Origin of the sequence: Bradyrhizobium diazoefficiens (genome assembly GCF_016616885.1) — a bacterium.
GTDB lineage: Bacteria > Pseudomonadota > Alphaproteobacteria > Rhizobiales > Xanthobacteraceae > Bradyrhizobium > Bradyrhizobium diazoefficiens_F.
The window spans coordinates 5,993,579-6,018,924 of sequence record NZ_CP067102.1; the positions used below are offsets into that span (position 1 = coordinate 5,993,579).

The 25,346-nt window shown below is 63.6% G+C and carries 24 protein-coding genes and 1 pseudogene; 6 read left to right on the plus strand and 19 right to left on the minus strand.

Translation table 11 applies throughout. The features are described 5' to 3' along the window. Window positions 1-40: 40 nt before the first annotated feature. The 13 genes and pseudogenes from paaI to JJC00_RS27965 form a co-directional block, all read right to left on the minus strand. A complete protein-coding gene (gene paaI / locus JJC00_RS27905; RefSeq protein ID WP_200469059.1) occupies window positions 41-490 on the minus strand; it encodes a hydroxyphenylacetyl-CoA thioesterase PaaI in 450 nt (149 codons plus the stop codon). Window positions 491-545: 55 nt separating this feature from the next. After that, a complete protein-coding gene (paaE, locus tag JJC00_RS27910; RefSeq protein WP_200469060.1) occupies window positions 546-1,628 on the minus strand; it encodes a 1,2-phenylacetyl-CoA epoxidase subunit PaaE in 1,083 nt (360 codons plus the stop codon). A 138-nt stretch (window positions 1,629-1,766) separates the two neighbouring features. Beyond that, window positions 1,767-2,270, minus strand: coding sequence for a 1,2-phenylacetyl-CoA epoxidase subunit PaaD (paaD, locus tag JJC00_RS27915; RefSeq protein ID WP_200469061.1), 504 nt, complete (start codon window positions 2,268-2,270; stop codon window positions 1,767-1,769). Further along, window positions 2,264-3,040 (minus strand): 1,2-phenylacetyl-CoA epoxidase subunit PaaC, encoded by a 777-nt coding sequence (gene paaC / locus JJC00_RS27920; RefSeq protein ID WP_200469062.1) that lies wholly within the window; start codon window positions 3,038-3,040, stop codon window positions 2,264-2,266. Before paaC ends, paaD begins: the two co-directional genes overlap by 7 nt. Further along, window positions 3,040-3,327, minus strand: coding sequence for a 1,2-phenylacetyl-CoA epoxidase subunit PaaB (gene paaB, locus JJC00_RS27925; RefSeq protein WP_008136594.1), 288 nt, complete (start codon window positions 3,325-3,327; stop codon window positions 3,040-3,042). The genes paaC and paaB overlap by 1 nt, the downstream gene beginning before the upstream one ends. 11 nt (window positions 3,328-3,338) lie before the next feature. Beyond that, the gene (gene paaA, locus JJC00_RS27930; protein WP_200469063.1) at window positions 3,339-4,331 is read right to left on the minus strand and encodes a 1,2-phenylacetyl-CoA epoxidase subunit PaaA; all 993 of its coding nucleotides are present in this window, start codon (window positions 4,329-4,331) and stop codon (window positions 3,339-3,341) included. 76 nt (window positions 4,332-4,407) lie between these two features. Further along, window positions 4,408-5,274 (minus strand): phenylacetic acid degradation operon negative regulatory protein PaaX, encoded by an 867-nt coding sequence (paaX, locus tag JJC00_RS27935; protein WP_200469064.1) that lies wholly within the window; start codon window positions 5,272-5,274, stop codon window positions 4,408-4,410. An 88-nt stretch (window positions 5,275-5,362) separates the two neighbouring features. Further along, on the minus strand, window positions 5,363-6,133 hold the full coding sequence (locus JJC00_RS27940; protein ID WP_200469065.1) for an esterase/lipase family protein: 771 nt from the start codon (window positions 6,131-6,133) through the stop codon (window positions 5,363-5,365). Between the two features lie 188 nt (window positions 6,134-6,321). Continuing rightward, window positions 6,322-7,607 (minus strand): annotated as a pseudogene (locus JJC00_RS27945) (DUF445 domain-containing protein). Window positions 7,608-7,779: 172 nt separating this feature from the next. Then, entirely contained in the window at window positions 7,780-8,235 is a 456-nt protein-coding gene (locus JJC00_RS27950) for a phasin (RefSeq protein ID WP_200469066.1), read from the minus strand. A 220-nt stretch (window positions 8,236-8,455) separates the two neighbouring features. Beyond that, window positions 8,456-9,049: a GNAT family N-acetyltransferase gene (locus JJC00_RS27955; protein WP_200469067.1), complete on the minus strand. Its 594-nt coding sequence runs from the start codon at window positions 9,047-9,049 to the stop codon at window positions 8,456-8,458. Next, window positions 9,046-10,128 carry an alpha/beta fold hydrolase gene (locus JJC00_RS27960; RefSeq protein ID WP_200469068.1) on the minus strand — a complete coding sequence of 361 codons (1,083 nt, stop codon included), beginning with the start codon at window positions 10,126-10,128 and terminating at the stop codon, window positions 9,046-9,048. Before JJC00_RS27960 ends, JJC00_RS27955 begins: the two co-directional genes overlap by 4 nt. Beyond that, the gene (locus JJC00_RS27965; protein ID WP_200469069.1) at window positions 10,125-10,505 is read right to left on the minus strand and encodes a hypothetical protein; all 381 of its coding nucleotides are present in this window, start codon (window positions 10,503-10,505) and stop codon (window positions 10,125-10,127) included. The genes JJC00_RS27960 and JJC00_RS27965 overlap by 4 nt, the downstream gene beginning before the upstream one ends. A gap of 163 nt (window positions 10,506-10,668) precedes the next feature. On the opposite strand from JJC00_RS27965, the gene JJC00_RS27970 reads away from it, so the two are divergent. Continuing rightward, window positions 10,669-11,583: an alpha/beta fold hydrolase gene (locus JJC00_RS27970; protein WP_200469070.1), complete on the plus strand. Its 915-nt coding sequence runs from the start codon at window positions 10,669-10,671 to the stop codon at window positions 11,581-11,583. On the opposite strand, the gene JJC00_RS27975 is transcribed toward JJC00_RS27970, so the two are convergent. The 6 genes from JJC00_RS27975 to JJC00_RS28000 form a co-directional block, all read right to left on the minus strand. Continuing rightward, window positions 11,580-12,254, minus strand: coding sequence for a spermidine synthase (locus tag JJC00_RS27975; RefSeq protein ID WP_200469071.1), 675 nt, complete (start codon window positions 12,252-12,254; stop codon window positions 11,580-11,582). The two genes, JJC00_RS27970 and JJC00_RS27975, sit on opposite strands and share 4 nt — an antisense overlap. A 30-nt stretch (window positions 12,255-12,284) precedes the next feature. After that, entirely contained in the window at window positions 12,285-15,521 is a 3,237-nt protein-coding gene (locus JJC00_RS27980; RefSeq protein ID WP_200469072.1) for a bifunctional cytochrome P450/NADPH--P450 reductase, read from the minus strand. A 139-nt stretch (window positions 15,522-15,660) separates the two neighbouring features. Next, complete coding sequence (locus tag JJC00_RS27985) at window positions 15,661-16,656, minus strand: alpha/beta fold hydrolase (RefSeq protein WP_200469073.1); 996 nt, start codon at window positions 16,654-16,656, stop codon at window positions 15,661-15,663. Between the two features lie 22 nt (window positions 16,657-16,678). Then, a complete protein-coding gene (locus JJC00_RS27990) occupies window positions 16,679-18,229 on the minus strand; it encodes a WS/DGAT/MGAT family O-acyltransferase (protein WP_200469074.1) in 1,551 nt (516 codons plus the stop codon). A 49-nt stretch (window positions 18,230-18,278) separates the two neighbouring features. Further along, on the minus strand, window positions 18,279-19,079 hold the full coding sequence (locus JJC00_RS27995) for an esterase/lipase family protein (RefSeq protein WP_200469075.1): 801 nt from the start codon (window positions 19,077-19,079) through the stop codon (window positions 18,279-18,281). Next, window positions 19,079-19,336 carry a DUF6489 family protein gene (locus tag JJC00_RS28000; protein WP_200469076.1) on the minus strand — a complete coding sequence of 86 codons (258 nt, stop codon included), beginning with the start codon at window positions 19,334-19,336 and terminating at the stop codon, window positions 19,079-19,081. The genes JJC00_RS27995 and JJC00_RS28000 overlap by 1 nt, the downstream gene beginning before the upstream one ends. A 375-nt stretch (window positions 19,337-19,711) precedes the next feature. Between JJC00_RS28000 and JJC00_RS28005 the strand changes: the two genes are divergently transcribed. The 5 genes from JJC00_RS28005 (at window position 19,712) to JJC00_RS28025 (ending at window position 25,342) form a co-directional block, all read left to right on the plus strand. Beyond that, window positions 19,712-21,310 (plus strand): ABC transporter substrate-binding protein, encoded by a 1,599-nt coding sequence (locus JJC00_RS28005; RefSeq protein WP_200469077.1) that lies wholly within the window; start codon window positions 19,712-19,714, stop codon window positions 21,308-21,310. Between the two features lie 101 nt (window positions 21,311-21,411). After that, window positions 21,412-22,392 (plus strand): ABC transporter permease, encoded by a 981-nt coding sequence (locus JJC00_RS28010; protein WP_200469078.1) that lies wholly within the window; start codon window positions 21,412-21,414, stop codon window positions 22,390-22,392. Between the two features lies 1 nt (window position 22,393). After that, window positions 22,394-23,356, plus strand: a complete 963-nt coding sequence (locus tag JJC00_RS28015) for an ABC transporter permease (RefSeq protein WP_200469079.1) — start codon at window positions 22,394-22,396, stop codon at window positions 23,354-23,356. A 13-nt stretch (window positions 23,357-23,369) separates the two neighbouring features. Continuing rightward, window positions 23,370-24,356, plus strand: coding sequence for an ABC transporter ATP-binding protein (locus JJC00_RS28020; protein ID WP_200469080.1), 987 nt, complete (start codon window positions 23,370-23,372; stop codon window positions 24,354-24,356). Next, window positions 24,353-25,342 (plus strand): ABC transporter ATP-binding protein, encoded by a 990-nt coding sequence (locus JJC00_RS28025; protein WP_200469081.1) that lies wholly within the window; start codon window positions 24,353-24,355, stop codon window positions 25,340-25,342. Before JJC00_RS28020 ends, JJC00_RS28025 begins: the two co-directional genes overlap by 4 nt. The last annotated feature ends 4 nt before the right edge of the window (window positions 25,343-25,346 follow it).

The window sequence follows — 25,346 nt, forward strand, 5'->3', positions numbered from 1 at the left end:
CGTTTCCCCACATTGATTTGTTCTTTTCTTTATTGATGTCTTACCGTTCTTGCGTCGGCAGCCACGTGCCTGGAATGACACGCGAATGCCCGCGAAATTCGGCGATGACGATCTCGTCGACGGTGACACGCACGTCGTAGATACCGGAGCGGCCGCCACGGGTGACCTCACTCGCTTTCGCGACGAGGCGGTCGCCGAGCTTGCCCGGCTTGATGAAGGTGATCTGGCCTTGTGCAGCCACCACACGGTCGTTGTGCGAGTTACAGGCGAAGGCGAAAGCGGAGTCGGCGAGCGTGAAGATGAAGCCGCCATGGGCGATGCGCTGGCCGTTGACCATGTCCGACCGCACCGTCATGGCGAGCGTCGCAAAGCCCGGGCCGATCTCGACGATCTCCATGCCGAGACCCTTGGAGGCATCGTCCTCTGCCCACATCGCATCGGCGCAGGCGCGGGCAACATTTTCAGGCGACAGGGCGGCTTTGACGTTCACGCGCTTCTCCCGGCGAAATGCTTGCTCATGATGTTCTGCTGGTTGGCCAACACTGTCAAACGTGGTCGTAGTCGACCACGACCCGTTCCGACGATGGCTTGGCCTGGCAGGTGAGAACGAAGCCGGCCTTCAACTCCCAGGGCTCCAGCGAATAATTGAGGTCCATCGGGGCCTCGCCCTCGACCAGTTTTGCGCGGCAGGTCGAGCACATGCCGCCCTTGCAGGCGAAGGGCAGATCGACGCCGGCACGCAGCGCGGCATCGAGGATCGCCTCGTCCTCGGCCACCGGCACGTCGCGGCGCTTGCCATCGATGATCAGGGAGGCAATCGCCTTCGGTGGCGCGTCGGCGGCAACGACCTTCTTCAGCCGCGGCTTGCCGCCGAACTCCGAGACGAAACGCTCGACATGAATACGATCATCGGCGATGCCGATGTCACGGCAGGTCGCCTCGATCTCCTCGCTCATGCCTGATGGACCGCAGATGAAGACGTGATCGACGCTTGTCGCAGGCACCAGCGACCGCAGCAGCACCCTCACCTTGTCGCCGTCGAGCCGGCCGTGCAGGATCGGGATGTCCTGCTCCTCGCCGGAGATGACGTGGAAAATCGAGAGGCGGTCGATGAAACGGTCCTTCAGCTCCTCGAGCGCTTCGAGGAACATGATGTTGTCGGTCGCGCGGTTGCCGTAGAACAGGAAGAAGCGGCTGTCGGGCTCGCGCGCCAGCACACCCTTGACGATCGACAGGATCGGCGTGATGCCGGAGCCTGCGGCAAAGCCGACATGGATACGTCCGGCCTCGGCCGGCGGGACCACGCCAAAACGTCCCGTCGGCGTCATCACGTCGAGCTCGTCGCCGCGTTTCAACTCGTCGGCCGCCCAGCTTGAGAACGCGCCGCCGTCGACCTTTTTCACCGCGATGCGGATTTCGCCGTCGTCGGGGCCGGAGCAGATGGAATAAGAACGGCGCACCTCCTCACCATCGAGCGTGGCGCGGAGCGTGAGATACTGGCCGGGACTGAAAGCATAGTCGTCGGCAAGCTCGCGGGGGATGGCGAAGGTCATTGAAACGGCGTCCGACGACTCGCGGCGGAGATCGTTGACGGCCAGGCGATGGAAGCGCGGTGCGGCTGCGGACATCATGGACACCCTACATTGGTCCCACCGCCGTCATTGCGAGGAGCCCTTGCGACGAAACAATCCAGACTGCCACCGCGGAGACAGTCTGGATTGCTTCGCTTCGCTCGCAATGACGATGAGGTTGGCATCGTGCGCCTCTTAGTGACACTTGAAATAATCAAAGGGTTCGCGGCAGGACTTGCAGCGCCACAGCGCCTTGCAGGAGGTCGAGCCGAATTCGGACAGCAGCTCGGTCTTGTCCGAGCCGCATTGCGGGCACACGACAGCCTGTTCGCCGAACAGCGCGCGGCGCGAGCCCGAAGCGTGCGGCGGCGCGATGCCGTAGGCGTGCAGCTTCCGGCGTCCCTCTTCACTCATCCAGTCGGTGGTCCAGGCCGGCGACAGCACGGTGCGCACCTTCGGGCGATGGAAGCCCGCGCGCTCCAGCGCGACCTCGATTTCGAGCGCAATCATGTTCATGGCCGGGCACCCCGAATAGGTCGGGGTGATCGCGACCTCGACGTGGCCGCCGTCGAGAACGACATCGCGGAGTACACCGAGATCGGCGATGGTCAGCACCGGAATTTCGGGGTCGACCACGCCCGCCGCGGCGTCCCAGGCGCGCCGGCGCAGATCGCTGTCCCGCTCCAGCACGCTCACCATGTCTGCCCCGGAAAGGTTCGCTGCATCGATTGCAGCTCGGACAGGAGGTGACCGAGATGCTCGCTGTGGCGGCCTGCGCGGCCACCCTGCTGCATCCAGTCGTTCTGCGGCAGTGTGAGCGTTGCTTCGCCGACGACATCGGAGAGGGTCGTCAGCCAGCGGCTGCGCAAGGTGCCGGGATCCACGGCGATATCGGCATGGATCAGCGCGCGTTCGCTTTCATCGACGGCAAACATCTCGCCCGTAAAGGCCCAGAGGTGATCGATCGCGTCCTGTGCGCGGACGTGGCTCTCGTCCGTGCCGTCGCCGAGCCGGATGATCCATTCCGAAGTATGGCGCAGATGATAGGCGCTCTCCTTCTCCGACTTCGCGGCGATCGCCGCGAGCGTCGCGTCGCGTGAGGTCATCATGGCGCGCCAGTAGAGATCGGCGAAGGCGGAATAGAAGAACTGCCGCACCAGGGTCTGGGCGAAGTCACCATTGGGCTGCTCGACCAGCAGCAGATTGCGATACTGCCTGACGTCGCGCAGGTAGGCGAGCTTGTCCTCGTCGTTGTCCTTGCCTTCGGTCTTGGCGGCGTAGGTGTAGAGCTCGCGGGCCTGGCCGATGAGGTCAAGCGCGATGTTGGAGAGCGCCATATCCTCTTCCATCATCGGCGCGTGCCCGCACCATTCCGACAGCCGATGGCCGAGAATCAGCGCATCGTCGGCGCGACGCAGCGCATAGAGCACCAGCGGCATTTCCGACACCTGGACGTTGGCGGCGGGCATCACATGTGCCCCACTTCTTCCGGCACCTCATAAAACGTCGGGTGCCGGTAGATCTTCGATTCCGCCGGCTCGAACATCATGCCCTTCTCGGCGGGATCGCTTGCGGTGATCGCTGTCGACGGCACGACCCAGATCGACAGGCCCTCGCCGCGACGGGTGTAGATGTCGCGCGCCGCCTGCAGCGCCATGGTGGCGTCGCTCGCATGCAGCGAGCCGACATGCTTGTGCGCGAGCCCGTTACGGCTGCGAATGAAGACCTCCCACAGCGGCGTATTCGGCGTGGCCATTCTGGTTCTCCCTATTCCGCAGCTTGGGCGGTCTGACGCTGCGCGCGCTTCGCCGCATAGGCGGCAGCGGCCTCGCGCACCCAGGCGCCCTCGGCGTGCGACTTGCGGCGCGCGGCCATGCGGTCACGGTTGCACGGGCCGTTGCCGGCGAGCACCTGCTTGAACTCGGTCCAATCGATCTCGCTGTAGCGCCAGTGACCTTCCGCATCCTTTGTCATGCCGGGATCGGGAATGGTGAGGCCGAGATATTGGGCCTGCGGCACGGTGGCATCGACGAACTTCTGGCGCAGCTCGTCATTGGAGAAGCGCTTGATCTTCCATTTCGTCGAGGTGTCGCTGTGCTGGCTCGTGGCATCCGGCGGGCCGAACATCATCAGCACCGGCCACCACCAGCGATCCAGCGCATCCTGCGCCATCGCCTTCTGCTCGTCCGAGCCGCGGCACAGTGTCAGCATGATCTCGTAGCCCTGACGCTGGTGGAACGACTCCTCCTTGCAGACGCGGATCATCGCGCGCGCATAAGGACCGTAGGAGCAACGGCACAGCGGGATCTGGTTCATGATGGCGGCGCCATCGACCAGCCAGCCGATGGTGCCGATGTCGGCCCAGGTCAGCGTCGGATAGTTGAAGATCGAGGAATATTTGGCCTTGCCTGCAAGCATGGCGTCGACCAGCTCTTCGCGCGAGGTGCCGAGCGTCTCTGCCGCGGCATAGAGATAGAGCCCGTGGCCGCACTCGTCCTGCACCTTGGCGAGCAGCGCGGCCTTGCGGCGCAGTGTCGGAGCGCGCGTGACCCAGTTGCCTTCGGGCAGCATGCCGACGATTTCGGAATGGGCGTGCTGGGATATCTGGCGGGTGAGCGTCTTGCGGTACGCCGCCGGCATCCAGTCGTTCGGCTCGATGCGCTCTTCGGCATCGATGCGGGCCTGGAACTGCGCGGCCTTGGCCGCGTCCTCAAGACCGCGATCATCGGTCTCGGCTGTGTTCAGCGCCTGGGTATACATGCGCATCCTCCCAATTTATTGGGAGGCAATATATAACAGAAATTACTTCATGCAAGATATTTCTGTAACATATTAGTCAGGCGCCAAATCTCCGCTCAAGGATCTTTCGGGCCGGGGGCAATGCGCCCTTCTCGTTCGTTCCATGGCTATCAAGCCATTGTTCGGACGGCGCAAGCAGCGCGCGATAGATCTCGCCGCAGAGTTCTCGCGCGGCCCTGCCCGGCCAATCCGCCGGCAGCAGGCTCTCAGGCAGCAGCGGATCGCGTAGCACGACGCGGCGGTAGTAGTGGATCAGGAGGATGCGCGCGGTGAAGGCGTCGGCCTCGGACAGATCCGCGCCGCGCGCGATCGCGGCCCGAAGCGGCTCGAACGTCTTCATGAACTTCAGATAGGCGTCGGCGGTGCGCTCCAGCGGCCAGCTCGCGCTGAGCAGGCGACGCCCACTGTCATCCTCAGCCGAAACTTCAAGTCGGATGGCACCTGCAGCTTCTTCCGGCACCGGAACACCTGACGGAGCGACCCAGACACCCGGCAGCGGGCTGCCGAAGCCGGCATTGCGCAAGGCTTCACGCGAGGCGTCGCGATCCTCACCGTTGCCGATCAGCAGCAGCTCGAAGCGGCCGGTCCAGTCCGACGGTGGCGGATCGTAGATGTGGCGCGTCGCGGCCTCGAACGTCTCGCGGCCCTTCTCGGCAAGGCGATAAAAGCTGTTGCGGCCGACCTTCTCGCGCGTCAGCCAGCCATCGGCAGCGAGGCGCGACATCGCGGTGCGCACCACGCCGGCATCGATGTCCAGGCTCTCGAGGAACGCCAGCAGCGTGCCGAGCCACACCGAACCGCCGCGCGGCACGATGGCATCGCCGAACATGGTGATGACGATGGAGCCGGTGCGTGACGGCTCACGCTTGAGCTGGTCGATGATGCGGGAGAGCGGATGCGCCATGCGCGAGGCATAGCGCGTTTGGTGCGGGCGCGACAATGGACGGCAGCGACGCCACCTCGTTCTCGCCCGCCCTACAGGGCGGAAGAGCTTACCGATGCGGGTCAGGGTAGGCCAGGCTGCGCCAGCCGCTGCGGTCGAACGGGCGCCACTGGCCTTCCTTCTGCGCGAGGCGGTCGGCGACGGCGTAGACGACGGCGGGATGATGGCCCATGCCGCAATGGCTGCTGTCGACCTCGATGCTCTCGGTCTGCGCGCCGGTCTTCTCCATGCAGCCCTGCCAGGCGCAGACGCCGTCGGTGCGGCTGAAGATCGCGGTGGTCGGCACCGGTGGCGGCACGGCGAGCTCGCCGCCGAAGTGCGGATCGACCTCGTCGGACTTCCGGCCGCTCGCCCATTCATAGACGCGCCAGGCATTGGTCGAATGGGGATCGCCGGCAAAGGGGCTACCTAGCGTGATCACCTGGCGCACGCGCTCGGGCATCATCTTGGCGAGCTGGCGCGCATAGAGACCGCCGAGGCTCCAGCCGACCAGGCTGATCTTGCGACCATGCTTGTCGCTGAGCTCCTCGACCAGATCGACCATCGCATGCTGCACACCCTCGCGCAGGCCGTAGTTGCGGCCCTGGCGCCAGCCGCTCACCGCATAACCCTTGCTGGTCAGAAACGAGCGCAGTGCGCGTGTGGAGACGTCGGAGGCCACCAGGCCCGGCAACACCAGCACCGGATGCCCGTCGCCGCGCGGCGCGAGGCTCAGCAGCGGCAGCGCGCCGAGAAATGCGCCAAACTCGTGGATCGCGCGCCCTTCCAAAAACATCAGAGTACGGGACGGCGGATGCAGCGTCTGGGCAGTAGCGGTCATCAATGGATCCCCTGGGAAGACGCCGGCCGCGATGCCGGCAAATGGGCATGAATTCCAATACGCCGGCTTCTTGAACGTTCCGCAGCGCAACATGAATCAGCTAGGCGGCCGGTTCCGGACATTCAAGCGGGCGAGACACGAAGCGACAATAGGCGCGTACGTTAATGCTAACGTCCGTGACCCAAAAGTCACAACAATCGGAGCAGGAATTCTACGGAGTAGAGTACAAGACCGGCGAGGCCGCCGATCAGCGAGCCGTTGAAGCGAATGTATTGCAGGTCGCGGCCGATGTTGATTTCGATCAGCGAAATCAGCTGCGCCATGTCCCACGCCTTGACCTGGTCGGAGATGAAAGTGGAGACGCCGCTCTTCTGATCGGCAACGAAGCTGCGCAGCACCGTCACCAGGCCCTTGTTGATCTCGCCACGCAGCTCGGCATCGCCCGCGAGCGCATCGCCCGCTGAGACGAACATTCCGGCGAGATGATGCTGGAGCACCTGCGTCTCGCCGGACGCACTGCGCTCGATGAAGGAGCGCGTGTTGGCCCAGACGGTGCGGGCAGATCGGCAAGCTCGGGCCGCGCCAACAGATCGCGCTTCAGTCCGTCGATGCGGTCGACATAGGCCTGGTCGGTGCCGAGCCGGTCGACGAAGCTCAGCACCATGCGGTCGAACTCGCTGCGGAACGGATGCTTGGGGTCGCTGCGCACCTCATTGAAGAAAGCGGTGGCGGATGACACGATCTTGTTCACCAGAAACTTGTCGGCGCGGTAGAGCTTGAGCAGGGTCGGAAGCTCCGCGCGCACCTTCTCGCGGATCATCGCCATCGTCTCTTTCTGGTTCAGCGTCTCGTGCATTACGCGCAGGAGATCGTCGAACAGGATCTGGTGCCGTCCCTCCGCCACGAAGCCGCGCAGCGTGCCGGCGGCGAGCGGCGCGAGATCGATCGCCTGGACCTGCGAGGACATGCGGCGGATGATGAATGTCATCAGGCCGGAGGTCTCGGTCGCGGAAAAAGCCTCCGGCAGCAAACGCAGCGCGAAACGCGCAAGGTCATCGCTGCGCTTGCGGTCACGCAGCCAGTCAGCGACGAAGGAGCCGAAATCGATTTCATTCAGCTTGGCTTCGACAGGACCTGCCTCGAGAAAATGGACCTGGATGAACTCGCCGAGCTTGTCGGCGATGCGGGCCTGGTTGCTCTGGATGATCGCCGTGTGCGGGATCGGCAGCCCCAGCGGCCGCTTGAACAGCGCAACTACCGCATACCAGTCGGCGAGCCCGCCGATGGTTGCGGCCTCTGCGAAGGCGGCGATGAAGCCGAACACGGGATGCACGGGCAACAGCCACTTCGCGACGATGAATAGCAGAAGCGTCGAGGCCAGCACCAGCGTCGCCAGCGCCTTGACGCGGCGCAGCTCGGCCGCGCGTTCGGCATCGCCGGGAGTGTCGAAGGAAAAGGTGGCGGGTGGAGTCATGACTGTGTCACCCTACCCGTCATTGCGAGCGAAGCGAAGCAATCCAGAATCTTCTCACGGAAAGACTCTGGATTGCTTCGTCGCAAGAGCTCCTCGCAATGACGGCTGCGGCAAAAAACAAAAGGCCCGCCGAAGCGGGCCTCAAATTTCAGTTTGTACTCAGGGCGCCAGATCAGGCGGTCTTGTTGTAGACCTTGGCAAAGTTGTCCTGAGCGGACTTCGCACCGTTAGCGGCGAGCTTGCCGAAATAGTCGGCGGTCGCCTTGGCGCGCGAGACGAACACTTCGCCGCGGGCGCGGAGCAGGCTCGACTGGATCTCGACGGCTTCGCTGACCGACTTGGCCGACGCGAGCTTGTCGATGCCCGAGAAGAACGCCTCGGCGTCCTCGTAGATCGCCTGCTGGATGTTGCGGCTGATCTTGCCGGCCTCAGCAACGGACTCGGTCACCGCGTTCTCGACGGCGGCGGTCACGCGCTCGGAGCCAGCGAAAGCTTCGGCAGCACGGTCCTTGGCGGTATTGGCGCTCTTCTTGACGAATTCGCGGGCGGCCTCGGGAACTTCCAGGTTCTGGATGTTCTTGAACGCGTCCTTGAAGCCGTCGAAAGCGGTGTTGGTTTCGGTGGTCATTGGGTCTCTCCATCCTCATTGGTTGAGCTATGGCTCACCCCGTCCGGTTTTGGCCCGGGGCACGGCTTATATGGCATAGTTAATTGTGCGGTGCAATATTAATATTGCACTGCGATATCACGAAACCGTGAGGTGCCATTATGGCGGGCAACCTGCCGCTTTTGCGGTCGCCTACTGTGCATGGGGTTGAATTGCACTTTTTGATGCGGGCCGGCATCGCTCAGTGCTGGACGGCGCCTGGCAACCCATAGGCTTCCATCTGGGCCTGGACCTGCGCGATGTTGTGGCCCAGCACGACGATGTCGTGGGTCTTGCCGCCGACATCCCGGACATGGTCGCGCAGCAGCGCCTCGGCCTTGAAGCCGAGGCTCTCGAACAGCGCGATCGCCGCCTGCTGGTCGACCGTCATCTGGACCGAGAGCTTTTCCAGCCCCGCCCCGAGCGCGAGCGCAAAGGTCTCCTGCGACAGCGCCTTGCCCACCCCCTTCCCGCGCACGTCCTGCGACACCACCATGCGGATCTCGCCGACATGGGGTGACCAGGAGTGAGGGTCGCGCACCAGCGTGCCGCAACCGACGACCTTGCCGCCTTTCACCGCAAGAAGGCTCTGAATCGCGCCGCGCTCGATCTCCTTGACCCAGGCGGACAGCACCTTTGGCTCACTGATATTGCGCGGCAGGAACAACAGGTCATGGGTCGGCAGGTCCTTGCCGAAGGCAAGCACTGCGGCTTCATCGGCAGGCGACATCAGACGGATCTCGATATTGCCCGCCTCGGTCTTGACGTCACGCGGATAGGCACGCTGCTCACTCATGTCGATCTTGTCCCCAGCCAGGAATCCAGTTTCGGCCATAACCGCTTTACCGCGTTGGCGCCGGCGACCAGCGAGACGTGACCGCCCTTCAGCATCACCTCTTCCTTGTCTGCGGAGCCGATCTTCGCGATCAGATGCTTGGCGGCGTCATAGGGCACGATGTGATCGTGCTCGGCGACCGCGTGCAGCATCGGCACCTTGATGTTCTCGAGCTTCGCAGGCCGTCCCCCCACCGACATGGTGTCGTTGTAGAGCTTGTTGTCCCACATCAGGTCCTTGGTGATGGTGCGGAAATATTCGCCCGCCAGCGGCAGCGTGTCGGTCGCCCAGCGGTCGAACATCCGGTACGACTTCACGAACTCGTCGTTCCAGATGTTTTCCCAGAGCTGGATCTGGCTGACCGTGCGCGAAGCCGGACGCAGCATCTCGAACGACGACAGGATCATCTCCGGCGGCACGTTGCCGACGCTGTCGACGAGACGGTCGACGTCGAAATAGCGGCGGTCGGCGAAATTATAAAACAGCTTCATCTCGCGAAAGTCGATCGGCACGGTGAAGCAGATCAAATTCTTCATCGGCCCGTCCGGGAAGATCGAGCCGTAGAGCAGCGACAGTACGCCACCAAAGCAATAGCCGATGACCGAGACGTCCTGCTCGCCGGAATCGGCCTGCACGCGGCGGACGCAATCAGGGATGAAGTCGAGGACATAGTCCTCCATGCGCAGGCTCTTCTCCTCCGGTCGCGGCGCGTTCCAGTCGAGCATGTAGACGTCGTAGCCGCGCTTGAGCAGGAACTCGATAAAGCTCTGGCCCGGCACGAGATCGAGGATGTAGCCGCGATTGGTGGTCGCCATGACGACCAGCACCGGCACGCGGTAGATCTCGTCCGACATCGGCCGATAGTGGTAGAGGCTCATCGTGCCGCGTGAATGCAGCACGTCCTTCGGAGTCGATCCGAGTGGGGGACCTGAGGTCGAGAAATATTCGACGCCCTTGATGCTGCGCTGGATCGCGCGCTGCACTTCGGACTGGATGCGCTCCGAGATCGCCGCGAAATCAAGTCCCGTCGGCGCGTTCATTTTTGTTCTCCGCCTCCGGATGGCGGACGTTTTGTGCGCGGCGGCCGCGGTGCGGCATCGATCGGCGATCCACCTGAATTAGCCGACATCTGGCTCAGCATCGACCTGATCTCGCCGAGCTGTCCCTCGATAGACTGCAGCCGCTCGGCGATGCCGGTCAACTGCTCGCGGCTCGGAAGGTTCATGGAGAGGAGGTACTTCTCCATGAGTTCGCCGAACTGCTTCTGCGCACCCGCAGCCGCGCCGCCGGCGCGATTCATCGCTTGCGAGAATTCAGGCGTCTCCATCGCCTTGGTGGCGAAGGAGTTGAACCCCTTCTCCATGTCGCCGACCATCTTCTGCCACAAGGCGACTGGATCGGTGATCTTGTCGGTCATCAGCGTCCTCCCGATGTGGAGGGCTTGTGCCCTTCTTTTCCGCCATACCACACCGTTGCGGGGTGCCGGTCAACCGGCAAGCGGCGGGTGCCGCGCACGCGGCTTCTTTGCCGCGGGAAACCGTGCAATACAGCATTGATCAAAAGCCAAAGGGAACACGCCTGTGAACGCTCATCAGCCGCCCCGCACCCTCCGCGCCAACGGCATCGACATCTGTTACGAGATTTTCGGCAACGACAATGCCGAGCCGCTGCTGCTGATCATGGGGCTCGGGGCGCAGATGATCCATTGGGACGATGGATTCTGCGAGCAGCTCGCCGCACGCGGTTTTCGCGTGATCCGTTTCGACAATCGCGACATCGGCAAGTCGAGCCATCTGACGGGCGGCAAGCGGCTGACACCGCTCGAGCTGTTGAAGCTGCGCTTCCTCAGGATTCCCGTGGCCGCAACCTACAAGCTGATCGACATGGCCAGGGACACGGTCGGCCTGATGGACGCGCTCGGCATCAAGTCGGCGCATCTGGCCGGGGCGTCCATGGGCGGCATGATCGCGCAGGAGGTGGCGCTGTCATTTCCGCAGCGCGTGCGCTCACTGACCTCGATCATGTCGACCACCGGCAATCCGCGCGTACCGCCGCCGACGCGGGAGGCCGCCGCCATGCTGATGGCGCCGCCGCCGCGCAGCAAGGAAGAGTTCATCACCCGCTTCGGCCAGACATGGAAGGTCTTGCGCGTCGGCTCCTTTCCGGAGGAGGAAGCGCTCGATCCAGGCCGCGCCGAACGCGTTTTCGCCCGCGGGCTCAATCCGGCCGGCGTCGGCCGCCAACTCCGCGCCGTGCTCGCCTCCGGCAGCCGCAAGGAACGGCTACATAGCGTCAAGACTCCGACGCTCGTGATTCACGGCACCGTCGATCCACTGGTACGGCCCGAGGGTGGCAAGGACACGGCAGAGTCAATTCCGGGCGCAAAGCTGCTGATGATCGACGGCATGGGCCACGCGCTGCCGATGCGCTTCTGGCCGGAGATCATCGGCGCCATCGACAAGCATGCGCATGGCGCGGCGGCGCAAGCGGCTTAAGCCTTCTTCGCGATCCAGATCACGTGGCGCGCGCCGCCGCCCCTGCCGGTGGCGCGCACATTGACCTCGTTGACGTCGAAACCGGCGCTGCCGAGACGCTTGGTGAATGCGGGATTCGGTCCCGACGACCAGATAGCGAGCACGCCGCCCGGCCGCAGCGCCGTCTTCGCCGCCTTCAACCCGCTCGCACCGTAGAGCGCGTCATTGCCCTTTCTTGTCAGCCCCTCCGGCCCGTTGTCGACGTCGAGGAGAATGGCGTCGAAGGCCGAGCTCTTCGCCCGGATGATTTCGCCAACATCGGTCTCCCGGATGCTCACCCGGGCATCATCGAGGCTGTCGCCGAAGACCTCCGCCATCGGGCCTCGCGCCCAGCTGACGACCGCCGGCACGAGCTCGGCGACCACAACCTTCGCCTTGCTTCCGAGCGCGGTGAGCGCCGCGCGCAAGGTAAAGCCCATGCCGAGGCCGCCGATGAGAACGACGGGCTTGGCAACCGTTTCGATCTGCTTTGCCGCGAGCGTTGCGAGCGCGGCTTCGGAGCCTGACAGGCGGTTGTTCATCAGCTCGTTGGTGCCGAGCTTGATGGAGAACTCCTTGCCCCGCCGCATCAGGCGAAGCTCCTCGTCGGAACCGGGGATTTTGGCGGTGTCGATCTTTTCCCAGGGAATCATGCGAGAGCTTTAGCACGATCGGACGAACAATCACCCTCCCGCCCAAACGTCCAGCACATAGCGGTTCTTCGCGCCCATCTCCTCGATCCAGCGCGCGCCCGCAGCCGCATCGCTGCCGCTCTTCTCGCGATGGATCGCCACCAGCGCCGCCTTCACATCAGGCTCCATCTTGCTGCCATCGCCGCAGACATAGATGATCGCGCCTTGCTCGATCAGCGGCCAGACCTTGTCCTTCTGCGCGGCAAGGACGTGCTGCACATAGGTTTTCGGTCCATCCGCGCGCGAGAACGCGGTGAACAGTTCGGTGATGCCGCTGGCCGACAGGGCCTTCAGTTCATCCGCATAGAGAAAATCCTGGCCGGGATGGCGGCAGCCGAAGAACAGCATGGCCGGCCCAAGGGCAGCGCCCCTGGCCTTACGCGCGGCGCGCTCCTGGAGGAAGCCACGGAACGGAGCCAATCCCGTACCCGGACCGACCATAATGATCGGCACGGATGGATCATCCGGGAGCCGGAAGCCGGCCTTGGTTTCGCGCACGGTCGCGTAGACCGTATCGCCCGTGCGACGGTTGGCAAGATAGTTCGAGCAAATCCCCTTGTAGACGCCGCGCCCGGAGGCGGCCGGCCCTTCGACCACGCCGACTGTGACGCTACAGCGCGCTGGATCGACCGACGGCGAGGACGAGATCGAGTAATAGCGCGGCGCCAGCAGCGAGAGCATTTCCAGGTAGACGTGGAACGGCAGTTCGCAGGCGGGATATTCCAGAAGAAGGTCGAACACGGATTTGCGTCCGGCCAAAATCTCGCTGCGGTAGCGCTCGAGCGGCTCGGCCTCCTCGCCGACAAAGGCCAGCAGCTTCGGCTTGGTGACCGGGCAGCGGGTGTGCTCGGCCATGATCTGGATCTGTTTCCGCGTCGCCTCCTGCTGCAGCTCGACGAACTCGCTGAGCAGACGGCCGACCGACACGGCATCGCCGACCGGTAACTGCGCGCGGCGACCTTCGGCGACCTGAAGCCTGATCTGGTCGGCCGGCAGGAAACCGAACCGGCGGGCCACCGAATCCACCAGCGTCGGATCGTTGCGTGGAACCACGCTCAGGTGGTCGCCGACCCGGTAGGCGACATGAGACGGAAGCTGCACCTCGATATGACGCGTCGAGCGCTCGGACGGATTGGCGCCGGACTTGGTCTGGAGCTCATCATTGACCAGCACCTTCATCGCCACAGCGCCCCCCTGGGCAACGATGGTGTTGACGGCGGTCACCGCCACCGGCTCGATCGCGTACAGCGGATCGTCTTCTGCGGTGCGTGTGAAATTCCAGTCGATGCCGAATTCCCTGGTCGCGACCTGAGCGGCGGCCGGGAACCACTTCTGGAACTGGCCGTCGAGATCGCTGCGCGCATCGCCCTCGCCGCGCGGATAGATCGCGCGTGCGCCATGCTTCGACAATTGCTCGTCGATGAAGCGCGGCACCGATTGATAGGTCGCGGCCCAGTCGCTGTTACCACAGCCGAACACGGCGTAGCGCACGTTGGCGAAGGCGTCTTTCGGCAAGTCGTCACCGAGCCATTTGACGAACTGCGTCGCATTGTCAGGCGGCGCACCATTGTAGGAGGCGCAGATGATCAGCACCCCACCCTCCTGCGGCAGCTTGCCGACGTAATCGTCGAGCGGCCCGAGATGCACGGCAAAGCCGTTGATCTCCGCGAGATCGGCCATGCGCGTCGCAAGTTCCTCGGCCGTGCCGAGATTGGAGCCGAACAGCACCAGCATCGGCGTGTTATGGCCGGGCCGCGTCGTCGGCTGGCGTGGCGCTTTCGGGCCCGAAGCCGCCGCCACCGCGGGCCCGCCATAGACCCCGCGCTCGCGATCGGCACGCGGACGCACTTTGATCTTGAAGCCTTCCGGCTTCATCGTCAGCGTTTCCTTCAGATGCATCTGGTAACGCTGGTGATCGATCAGCTTGAAGCGCTGGAGGATCATGCCGAGCGCGAGTGCTGCCTCGTGCATGGCGAAGCCGCGGCCGATGCAGGCGCGCTGGCCGTTGCCGAACGGCTTCCAGGCATTGATCGGCCGCTTGGCTTCCGCCTCGCGGCTGAAGTTTTCGGGGTCGAAAGCATCGGGATTGGGCCCCCAGACGCTGGGGTCTCGATGCAGCGCGGTCACCAGGATCGTGGTGAATGTCCCTTTCCTGAGCTTGTACTTGCCGCCGCCGATGGTCTCGTCCTTCAGCGGCGAGATGCCGTAGGCCGGCGCCGGCGGCCACAGCCGCAGCGCCTCTTTCAGGATCTGCGTGATGTAGGTGAGCTGCGTCACATGCTGATAGGTCGGCTTGGCATTGACGTCCGGGCCGAAGACGCGGTCGACCTCGTCATAGGCCTTCCTGAGAATGTCCGGATGCTTGAGCAGCGCATAGAGCGTGTAGGACAGCAGGCCGCTGGTGGTCTCGTGGCCTGCGATCAGGAAGGTGTTGATCTGGTAGCGGATGTTGACGTCATCGAGCTGCTCGCCGGTCGAGCGATCGACGCCGGTCATCATCGCGGCCAGCATGTCCTTCTTGTCGTCAATCCCTTCGGCACTCTTGCGGCGCTCGGCGATGATCTCGTCGACCATCCTGTTCATGAAGGCGACGTCTTCATCCAACGTCTTCCGGCGCTTCTGCATCCAGAGCTGCTCGAACGGCAGGCCGCGCGTCATCATGATGGTTTCGAGCGAGCGCACCAGCGACTCGACAAAGGGATGGTAATCGCGCCGGTAGAATGAGTTGAAGCGATAGTCGAAACCGCACAGGCCGATCGTGTCGAGCGTCAGCGCCGTCATGTCGTGGACGACGTCGATCTCCTCGTCGGCGTTCAGACGCTCCCATTTGTGAACGAGCTGCTCGGCGATATCGACCATGCTCGGGTGGTACGACTGCATGGCGCGGTTGCCGAACGGTTGCAGCAGAATGTTGTGCGCCTTGCTCCAGTTCGGCTCCTTGGTATCCGCGGTGAACAGGCCGTCGCCGCCGACCGCGCGCACGCGCCGCAGCGCACCGCGCACTGTCTTGTCGAAGCGCTTCTCATCGGAGAGCTCGTCGACGAGATCATGGCCGGAGACGACGACGATCGGCGACCCCATCATGTCGAGCCAGAAGATCGGGCCAAGCTCCCTGGCAAGCCGCGTCAGGTGCTGCACCGGCGCGGCCGAGTCCAGCGACAGCATGTTGCCGACCACCGGCTTGGTCGGCGGATGCGGAATCGGGTCCAGACGGTTCTTCGATGACATTTAGAAGCGTATCCCCCTGCCTCGGTATCCAACGTCGTCATTGCGAGTGAAGCGAAGCAATCCAGAAATGTATCCGCGGCGATATGTCTGGATTGCTTCGTCGCTTCGCTCCTCGCAATGACGGGCTCGCAATGACGAGCTAGCCAAACCGCCTTCTACGCCATTCGATCAGCTTGGCGCTGACCTCTTCCGGCTTCTCCTGTTGCGTCCAATGGCCGCTGTCCTTCACCAGATATTTCTCCAGATCGGGTATGAGCTTCTCCATGCCGTCCGCCGATGACGGCGGCAGCACCGCGTCGTTCTCGGCCATGATCATCAGCGCCGGCACCCGCACGGTGTGATCGAGGCCCTCAGAGCGCACCCAGTTGCGCGACATGTTGCGGTACCAGTTGATGCCGCCCGTGAAACCGGTCTTCGTGAAAGTGTCGACGAACACCTGCTTTTCCTCCGCCGACAAGATCGGCGTGCGCGGGTCGTGCTTGGCGTCATAGCCGGCAATCATCTGCGGAAACGCCAAATTGAGCCGTGGCGAGGCGCCGACACCGGCGACCACGTCCTCTGCCGGCGCATCGGCCGGGCGCGGCGCCGGCTTGCGCATGAAGGCGTCGAAGGTCTGCTCGACGCGACTGCCAAAGATCCGGTCGGGTTCGCGCGCCGGATCCTGGAATTGCACGATGTACATCTTCTCACCGAAGCGCGCACGCAACAGCTCGATCGGATCGGCCCAGGCGCGGTTGGTGTGGGGGGTATTGATGCCGACCACGGCGGCGACGCGGTCGATATGGCGCAGCGGCATCTGCCAGACCACGAAGCCGCCCCAGTCGTGGCCGACGAAGATCGCCTTGTCGATTTTCAGATGATCAAGCAGCCCGACCAGATCGCCGGCCAGATGCTCGATGTCATAGGCCTCGACTGGCTCGGGCCGATCGGTCGCGCCATAGCCGCGCTGGTCGGGCGCGATCACGCGGATGCCGGCCTCACTCAGCGCCTTGATCTGATGGCGCCAGGAGAAGGCGAGTTCGGGCCAGCCATGGCATAGCACCACCGGCGGCTTGTCGGTGACTGGGCCTGCCTCGTAATAGCCCATGCGGATTCCGTTCGTCGGCGCGAACTTGAGCGGCGGCATTTCGATCATTGCAAAAATCCTGACAGACTTCTTATTCGGCCGCACCCTTGATGTCGGCCGCGGGTGGCGCATAAGCCGCTTCGAGCGCGGCAAACTCCTCCGGCAGCATGTCGCACATCACCTGCACGTGAGGAATGATGTTGGCGCCGACGATGAAGCCGAAATCGAGCTGGTCGCGGTAGCTCTGCACGGTGATGTTGAGCGCCTGCCCATGCGTCGAGATCGACACCGGGAAGATGTGCAGCAGCTCGGCACCTGCAGCATAGAGCGTCTGCCGTGGGCCCGGCACGTTGGAGACGGTGATGTTCGCCGCCGGCGGCAGCACGTCCGAGAGGTCGGAGCGGCTGTAAAGCAGCGCCATGATCTGAACGATGATCGGCGCGCCCAGCATCGAGATGTTGGAGACCTGCGGCATCAACGCCCGCAGCGGATGCGACATCTCCTTCGACTTGGTCGACTGCGCGATGATGGCTTCCAGCCGTGCCTTGGGGTCCTCGATGTTGGTCGCGATCGAGCAGATCATGCCGAACACCTGGTTGTTGGCCTCGGTATTGCCCTCCTCGCGCAGCGAGATCGGCACCGCCGCGGTCAGCGATTTCGCCGGTAGCGTGCCGTACTGCTGCAAGTAGCGCCGCACCACGCCGGAGGCGAGCGCCAGCACCACGTCGTTGAGCTTGCCGCCGGCCTGCTTGGCGAGTGCCTTGGATCGCGACAGCGAGATCGACACGCCGGCAAAGCTACGCTCCGATGAGATCGACTTGTTGAGCATGGTCGGCGGCGACACCATGCTGGCGAGGCTCTCGCGCGACTTCGGATCGGAAATCTTGCCGAGCACGTCGGCGACACTCTTGACCATCGTCGGGATATTTCCGGCAAAGCGCACCGCGCTCTCGATCTGGTACATCGCATTGTCGAACAGGATCGAGCCGATGTCGCTCTTGCCGGTGCGCGGCAGTTGCAGATTCTTCGCAGCCGCCGAGGCATCGAGCGGCTGGGTGAAGAGCTGCTGATACGAGTCGAGCAGATTGGCGGCGATGTCGCGCGGCTCCTGTCCGGGCTTCGACTCGCCTGTCGGCGGCTCGACCTTTCGCGGGACCGGCGAGATGTCGTAGATCATGTTGGTCAGGGCCGCACCGGCGCCGCCGTCGATGGCGGCGTGGTGCATCTTGGAATAGAGCCCGACCTCGTTGTCCTTCATGCCCTCGAACACGTAGAACTCCCAGAGCGGACGGGCACGGTTCAGGAGCTTGGCATGCATCCAGCCGACGATGCGCTCGAGCGTGGCGCGGTCGCGCGGCGCTGGCAGGCTGGCGCGGAAGATGTGACGGTCGATGTCGAACTGATCGTCCTCGACCCAGGTCGGATGATCGATGTCGAGCGGCGCCTTCTCCAGGCGGGCTTTCAGGATCGGCGCGATGTGCAGCCGCGAGACGATCATCGCCTTGAAGTCTTCGAAGAAGTCGCCCTTGTAATCGTCAGGCAGGCGAAAGATCGCCATGCTGCCGACATGCATCGGCATTTCCGGCGTTTCCAGATAGAGAAACGACGCGTCCAGCGACGACAGCTTCTTACCGTCAGCCATAGGTTCCCTCCGCTTAGATTCGACGGGCGCCTTTGAATGGCACTTCTCGTCAGGCCGATACTGCCCGCTCCGGCGGGGCATATGCAATGGCAAACGGACCAGCCCGGTCAAATGGCCAGAACTCCCCCTCCGGTTGCGCCAGGCGATCCGCCACGGCCCATAACGCAGCCGGGTTCACCCCGAGCCCGATGTGGCTTGCGAAACGCACCTCGATATTCTCGGCCCGGTCGGAGGGGTCTAGCAGGCAAGTCCGCCAATTCACGACGCCGTCTGTGCGCGAATAGATCGACGTCGCCGGCACCGGAAGATCGCCGGCGATCGCTTCGCGCACTTCCGCGAAATCCTCGACCCGCTCGCCGGACAACGCCTCATAGAGCGCCGTCGCGTTGGTGGCCCGCGCATCATTGGCAAAGGGGCTGCCGAGCGTGATGACAGAGCGGACCATGTCGGGCACCTGGAGCGCGAGATCGCGGGCATAGACGCCGCCGAGGCTCCATCCGACCAGGCTGACCTTCCGTCCGCTTCCAGCGTGGATTTCGGTGAGGCGCGTGTGCAGGGTTTCCCGCATCCGCGCCAGTCCGCCGAGATTGCGGCCCATCCGCCCGGCATGCGCGTCATAGCCGAGTTCGCGGAGATAGCGCCGTATCGGTGCCATCGAGAGATCACTGGCGAGAAAGCCCGGAAGCGCCAGCACCGGATGGCCGTCTCCCCTGGGCGCGCGCATCAGCAGCGGCGACAGCAGGACGCTTGCGTTGAATTCGAACAGGCTGCGCGCCTCCGCAAGCAGCAGGCCAAGGCCCGGCGGACGAAGCCGGCCCGAGCCTGGCGCACCGCCGCGCGTGGTCGGCATTATTTCTTCTTGTCGCCGCCGCGCGGGCTACCGAGACCGGCCATGGTAACGAACATGTCCTGAAACCGTTCCGCGATCTTGGGATCGAAGGTGAACCAGCTCTGGATCAGCGATTCCGGAGAGACCTTATCGATGTTGCTCAGGACCTGTTGCTGCAGCTTGTCCATCACCGCCGTCTGCATCGGCGAGACATCCGGCAACCCGAAGAACTGGCGGGCCTCGAGGGGGGTGCAGTCGATTTCGATATTAACTTTCATGTCCCCTCCGGATGAGATTCGAGCGGCGTCACACAGTATCACCGCGACATGGTGTGCGACGCAAGCGACCTGAGACGTGGGGCCGGACGCGGGCTCCCGCAACCGGCGGATATGGTCAATCAAATTGTCGGCGCGAATGGGCGCCGGCGGGCCGATTCCGCCCTCATTCTCGGGACCCGTCTGGCCGAAAGTCCAATGTCGCCCATGCGCCTGTCGCCCCTAAATTGTTGGTCAGCATTGCTGCACAGCGGTGCAACTTGGCGCGTTCCTTGCTGGAATGGCGCTTGCACGGGTCGAGAACTCTGGGCAACATGGATCGATCAGCCCCGCCGAACAATCAAAAATCACGGTGCGGGCTAGTGGAGAGGGTCAAGAATGTCAGTCGGACGAAGTCTGTTTGCGGCGACGCTCGCCGGTGTGCTCGCGTTGGCGGTTTCGCCTGTGTCGGGCCAGTCGCTGCGCTACGCCAACCAGGGTGAGCTGAAGTCGCTCGACCCCTACACGCTGAACGAGTCGACCACGAGTGCGCATCTCGGCCACGTTTATGAGGGCTTAGTCGCCCGCGGCAAAGACCTGAAGATCATTCCGGCGCTCGCCGAAAGCTGGGAGACGCCGGAGCCGACACGCTGGCGCTTTCACCTGCGCAAGGGCGTAAAATTCCACAATGGCGACCCCTTCACCGCCGACGATGTCGTGTTCTCGGCTGAGCGCGTGCGGGCTAAAGGCTCAAACTTCCTCAGCCGCCTCCCCGCCGACGCCAAAGTCGTCAAGATCGACGATTACACCGTCGATTTCGTCCTGAGCTCGCCCAATCCGATCCTGACGGCGCTTTGGGCGACCTGGTACATTATGGACAAGAAATGGGCAGAGGCGAACGATGCGGTGGCACCGACGCCGGCAGCCGCTACGACACCGAGCTACGCCTCGCTCCATGAAAACGGCACCGGCCCCTTCATGATCGAGAGCCATCAGCCGGGCGTGAAGACCGTATTCAAGGCCAATCCAAACTGGTGGCGCAAGCCGGAACATAATCTGAAGGAGATCGTCTTCACGCCGATCGCAAACCCGGCCACGCGTGTCGCGGCGCTGCTGTCGGGCGAGGTCGACGTGATCGAGCCGGTTCCGGTCCAGGACATCGAGCGCGTCAAAGCGAGCCCCAACGCCACCGTGCTGACGGGACCTGAACTCCGCACCATTTTCGTCGGCATGGATCAGGCGCGCGACGAGCTCCTGTATTCCAACATCAAGGGCAAGAACCCGTTCAAGGATGTTCGCGTCCGCGAAGCCGTCTACCGGGCGATCGACGTCGACCTAATCAAGAATCGCGTCATGCGTGGACTGTCCACGCCGTCCGCATTGATGGTCGCACCAGAGATCTTTACCTCGAAAGATTTCACCCGGCCGAAGTTCGATCCCGACGCCGCCAAGAAGCTTCTGGCAGACGCCGGCTATGCGGACGGTTTCGAAGTGACGATGGACTGCCCGAACGATCGCTACGTCAATGACGCCGCGATCTGTCAGGCGATCGTCGGCATGCTCGCCCGCATCAACATCAAGGTGGATCTGTTGGCGCAGCCCAAGGCCCAATATTTCGCCAAGGTGCTGAAGCCCGGCGGCTACAAAACCTCGCTGTACATGCTGGGCTGGACCCCGGATACGCTCGACTCCCAGAACGTGCTGCACGACATCATGGGCTGCCGGGACGATCCCAAGGATCCCAACCGCGGCGAGGCCAATCTCGCCGGCTATTGCAACAAGCAGTTCGACGAGCTCGCCGACAAGGTTCTCGTGGAATCCGATACAGCCAAGCGCGATCTCCTGATCAAGCAGGCCTTCGAGGTCTCGATGAAGGACTGGGCCTACGTTCCGCTGCACCAGCAGGCGCTCGCCTGGGGCGTGTCGAAGAAGGTGAAACTGACCCAGCGTGCGGACAACATGGTCATGCTCTACTGGGCGACCAAGCAGGACGAGTAGGTGTCGACAAGTTGTGAAGTCCCGGAAGCCCTGGCTTCCGGGACTTGCCGTTTCGGGCTAACGCGATGACGCGTGCTGCTGAAGACATGTGAAAGGAACAGATGCTCGCTTTCACACTGCGCCGAGCCATCCAGGCCATCGGTGTCATGATCGCCGTCGGGATCATTTCGTTCTCGATGTTCCGCTTCGCCGGCGATCCCGTGAACCAGATGGTCGGGATGGACACCTCGGGCGCCGAGCGCGCCGCGATCCGCAAATCGCTCGGCCTCGACGATCCCGTGATCGTGCAATTCGGCCGTTATGTCGGCAACGCCGCGCAATTCAAATTCGGCGTGTCATACCAGTTCCGCCTGCCGGTCACCAATCTGCTGATCGAGCGGATGCCGGCAACGCTTGAGCTCGCGATCTGCGCCACCATCTTCGCCATGGTCAGCGGCATCCTGATGGGGGTCTATTCGGCGCTGCGCCGTGATAGCTGGCTCTCGCACATATTTCAGGCCGTCTCGCTGATCGGCATCTCGCTGCCGACCTTCCTGATCGGCATTCTCATGATCTACCTGTTCTCCGTGACGCTCGGTTGGCTACCCTCGTTCGGGCGGGGCGATGTCGTGCATATCGGCTGGTGGACGACGGGGCTCCTGACGCTGTCAGGCTTGAAGGCGCTGATCATGCCATCAATCACCCTCGGCCTGTTCCAGATGACGCTGATCATGCGGCTGGTCCGCGCGGAGATGCTGGAAGTGCTGCGCACCGACTACATCCGCTTCGCCCGCGCGCGCGGGCTGACCACGCGGGCGATCCATTTCGGCCATGCGCTGCGCAACACACTGATTCCCGTAATCACCGTGGCGGGCTTGCAATTTGGCTCGGTCATAGCTTTCGCAATCATCACCGAGACGGTGTTCCAGTGGCCGGGCATGGGGCTCCTGTTCGTGCAGGCGGTTCAGAACGTCGATATCCCGATCATGGCGGCCTATCTGATGATGGTGTCCCTGATCTTCGTCACCATCAATCTCGTGGTTGATATCCTCTACACCATCGTCGATCCGCGGCTGCGCTCGACGGTCAGCCGGGCGCACTGACATGAGCGAGGCCGTCGTTCCACACAGCACCGAGAAGCGCGCCGCCGCCGCACCCGGCTGGTTCAGGCGCGCGCTCGACAGCGACCTGTTCTATTCGTTCCGCCGCTCCAAGATCACCATGATCGCCGCCGTAGTGACGCTGCTGTTCTTCCTGTTCGCGATCTTTGCCTCGGTGCTGTCGGTGCAAAATCCGTTCGACCCGGCGCAGCTCCAGCTGATGAATTCGCGCATCTCGCCGCTCTGGACCGCCGACGGCCAGAGCCCGTTCCTGCTCGGCACCGACGAGCAGGGCCGCGACGTGCTGTCAGCGATCCTCTACGGCCTGCGCATCTCGCTTCTCGTCGGCGTACTCGGCGTGGTTTTATCCGGCGCGATCGGCATCCTGCTCGGGCTGACGGCCGGTTATTTCGGCGGCGCCATCGACGGGCTGATCATGCGCATCGCCGACGTGCAACTTTCTTTTCCGGCCATCCTGATCGCGCTCTTGATCAACGGCATCGCCAAATCGGTCTTTGGCAACAAGCTCGACGAGATGAGCATGTTGGCGGTGCTGGTCTTCGCGATCGGGCTGAGTTTTTGGGTGCAGTACGCGCGCACGGTGCGTGGCTCGGTGCTGGTCGAAAAGAACAAGGATTATGTCGCAGCCGCGCAATTGATCGGCCTGCCTGCCCCCGTGATCATGCTGCGCCACGTGCTGCCGAACACCACAGGGCCGATCCTCGTGATCGCCACCATCAACCTCGCGCTCGCCATCATCACCGAGGCAACGCTGTCGTTCCTCGGCTCGGGCATGCCCGAGACCATGCCGTCGCTCGGCACGCTGATCCGCATCGGCAACGGCTATCTGTTCGCAGGCGAATGGTGGATCGTCGCATTCCCCGGAATCGCACTCGCTGCCCTGATCCTGTCGATCAACCTGCTCGGCGACTGGCTGCGCGACGCGCTCAACCCGAAACTCCGATGAGTATCCAGCGTTCATGACCGAACCCGTTCTCTCCGTCCGCAATCTCCAGGTCGAATTCGCCTCCCGCCGCGGCACGCTGCGCGCGATCGACGGCGTCTCCTTCGACATCGCCAAGGGCGAGGTGCTCGGCGTGGTCGGCGAATCCGGGGCCGGCAAATCCGTCACCGGCCTTTCGGTGATCGGCCTGATCGATCCGCCCGGCCGCATCGCCGGTGGCGAGATCCATCTCGCAGGCCTGCGCATCGACAACCTGCCGCCTGAGGAAATGCGCCGTATCAGGGGAAAGCGCATCGGCATGATCTTCCAGGATCCGCTCACGTCCCTCAATCCGCTGTACAAGGTCGGCGACCAGATCGTGGAAACGATCCGGACCCACCTCAATCTCTCCGAACAGGCGGCCCGCCGCCGTGCCATCGACCTGCTCGCCGAGGTAGGCATTCCCGCGCCGGAGAAACGCATCGACGGCTATCCTCATGAATTCTCCGGCGGCATGCGACAGCGCGTGGTGATTGCACTTGCGATCTGCGCCGAGCCGGAGTTGATCATCGCGGACGAGCCGACCACCGCCCTCGACGTCTCCGTGCAGGCGCAGATCATCTCGCTGATCAAGCGTCTCGGCCGAGACCACGGTACCGCCGTGATGCTGGTGACGCACGACATGGGCGTGATCGCCGAGACTTCTGATCGCGTCGCGGTGATGTATGCCGGCCGCGTCGCCGAGATCGGCCCGGTGCAGGACGTCGTCAGGAACCCGCTGCACCCCTATGCCAAGGGTTTGATGGGCGCGATCCCGACGCTTGCCGGCGACGACAAGCGTCTGGTGCAGATCCCCGGCTCGATGCCGCGCCTGTCGGCGATCCCGCGCGGCTGCTCGTTCAACCCGCGCTGCGCGTTCGCGTTCGATCGCTGCCGGGTAGAGCGACCAGAGCCGCTGCCGCGTGGCACACAATCGGTTGCCTGCCATCTCTATGACAGCGTACCGGCGGAGACCGCGGCATGAGCGCCCCCTTAGTCCAGGCCACAAATCTCCGTCGCGTCTTCGACGTCTCAAAACCCTGGCTCAACCGCGTACTCGAAGGCGGACATCTCGAATATCTCAAGGCTGTCGATCACGTCACCTTCGACATCAAGAAGGGCGAGACCTTTGCGCTGGTCGGTGAGTCCGGTTCAGGCAAGACTACAGTGGCGCGGATGGTGGTCGGCCTGTTGCCGCCGAGTTCCGGCGATGTCCTGATCGACGGCGTCTCGATGACCGATCCACGGCAAGGTCAGGCGCGCCGCAAGCTGCGCCGCCGCATCCAGATGATTTTTCAGGACCCGTATGCGAGCCTGAACCCGCAGTTCCGCGTCGACGCCATCATCTCCGAACCGATCCGCGCCTTCGACCTGATCCAGGGCGAGCGCGATATCCAGTCCCGCGTCGGCGAGTTGCTCAGTCTTGTCGGCCTGCATCCCGACGACCGCCTGAAATATCCGCATGAATTCTCCGGCGGCCAGCGCCAGCGCATCGCGATCGCCCGCGCGCTCGCCTCCGACGCCGAATTCATCGTCTGCGACGAGCCGACCTCGGCGCTCGACGTCTCCGTGCAGGCGCAGATCCTGAACCTGATGCGCGACCTCCAGGACAAGTTCGGCCTGACCTACATGTTCATCAGCCACAACCTCGCCGTGGTCCGGCACATGGCGAGCCGCGTCGGGGTGATGTATCTCGGCCGAATCGTCGAGATCGCGGAGGGTCGCGAGCTGTTCGCCCGTCCGCGCATGCCCTACACCAAGATGCTGCTGGGCGCCGTGCCTGATCTGGCAATGAGCGGCCGCCAGCGCATTCCGGTGAAAGGCGAGATCCCGAACCCGATCAATCCGCCGCCCGGCTGTGCCTTCAATCCGCGCTGCCCGCTGGCGTTCGATCTCTGCCGCAAGGAGGCTCCAGAACTGATCAATGGCGTCGCCTGCCACGCGGTTAACACCGCGCCGGTCCCGGCGTGACGCG